This is a genomic window from Pseudomonas sp. GD03862, from assembly GCF_029840855.1.
Classification (GTDB): Bacteria; Pseudomonadota; Gammaproteobacteria; order Pseudomonadales; family Pseudomonadaceae; genus Aquipseudomonas; species Aquipseudomonas alloputida.
The window spans coordinates 1-1,584 of record NZ_JAOCDI010000100.1; the positions used below are offsets into that span (position 1 = coordinate 1).

Below are 1,584 nucleotides of genomic sequence, written 5' to 3' on the forward strand. Positions count from 1 at the left end.
GTTCGGGGTGATTGGTGCAGCGGCGGCAACGTTGGTCAGCGTACGGGCAACGCAAAAGGCCGTCATGCTGAGATTAAGTGCCACAGCGCCGGGCATGGCCTTTGGTAACGGTCTAATCAAGCTCCTAGGAAGTAATTTGTTCGCAAGGTTGGCCGGCTACCCGGCTATTTTCCTAGGGTTCGCCTCTGACTATAAAAAATCCCAAAGGCAGAAGATGCACGGTAATACTGCCGCTTCTGATTTAACTTTCTATGGCGGGGGCGCGGTCGCAATAGGCTCCGTCTTGGTATTAGAAGGTGGATTAGCTATTGCAGGCGCCACAACACTTATCCCTTTTGCAGGATGGGCTGCAGCTGCAGTAGTCCTATTAGGTGCTGCGATCATAGCTGGAGGCATCTACCTCCATGCGAAAGCCACCGAACACCTTCACACCCCTATAGAGCTATGGGCCAGTCGAAGTATATTTGGGAACCGTCTCAATGATGGCGAAAGCCGACCAGACATAATTTTAGATACCGACAAGAAACTTCCAACTTTCGCCAACATTAAAGACGAAATCAACGCTTGGCACCAGGTATTTTACTCACCCTCGCTGCTTTCAAAAAACGAGACAAAACTATTTGACCTAGGGCATCTGGACAGCAAATGGACTGACTTAAACACATGGACTACTCCGAACTGGACTGCCATCACACACAATCAAGTTTCTAGCATCCCCCCACTGCTGAGTTTACAGTCCTCCTACGGGGATTTCTATTGGGCCAGAGCGAATGGCAAGCCAGCCTTAGTAGCCAACTCGAGAACAGTGGCATATCTATATTACCAGCCACACCAGACTGCTATGAAATTAGGGGTGGACTGATACTCCACTTCAAGAATCAAATTCGAAACCACCGCCACATTAAACTAAACATCAAATATCTGCCAAATCTAGGTTTAGATGAACAAGCAGGCTCCTCCCAGACATTCAAACTTGAGGGACGATAATGGCCATTTCATGGATTTTCACACCCTCCGCACGCTCTCAGTTCACTCCACACATCTCAAGCCAACTATCAACCATAAACAAACATCACTTATCCCTCGTGAACCCATGGGTATCCGACTCCGTATTCATGGGAAAATTATACACCGCCATGACATTAGGGTTAGCAGCTTATATCTACCCGGACATTATAGATGCGGATTTTAGAAAGTCCGCGCTAGCGGACCTTCACTCACTCGCACAATACGTTATTGCACCACTAATATTTACACCATTCATTGCCTACAGGATATTCTTCATAAAAAACCTATCAAACATCTACCTCAATCGCGCAACTGGAAAAATCCTATATCAACGCAACAAAAAACTTATCTCATTCGATTGGACCAATATCAAGGGAGGGGTATTTAAGCGCACAGAGTTCGGTGGTTCATCCTTCAGCACTAGCTATGCACTTGCCTTTGCCCCGCCTAGGAAGGATGGTAGCCTCCACAAAAAAGACTGCCTCTGGGTCGACAGCAACGAACCCACCGAACCCGGCGTCAAGCATGTGGCCGAGGTATGGGAATACCTCCGCCACTTCATGGACCACGGCCCGG

At 48.2% G+C, this 1,584-nt stretch carries 1 protein-coding gene and 1 pseudogene; both read left to right on the forward strand.

Annotated elements, in window-relative coordinates; genetic code table 11:
- Positions 1-862: pseudogene (locus N5D53_RS27490) on the forward strand (hypothetical protein); the annotation flags it as partial.
- Between the two features lie 124 nt (positions 863-986).
- On the forward strand, positions 987-1,584 hold a 598-nt coding region (locus N5D53_RS27495; RefSeq protein WP_279841129.1), incomplete at its 3' end, for a hypothetical protein.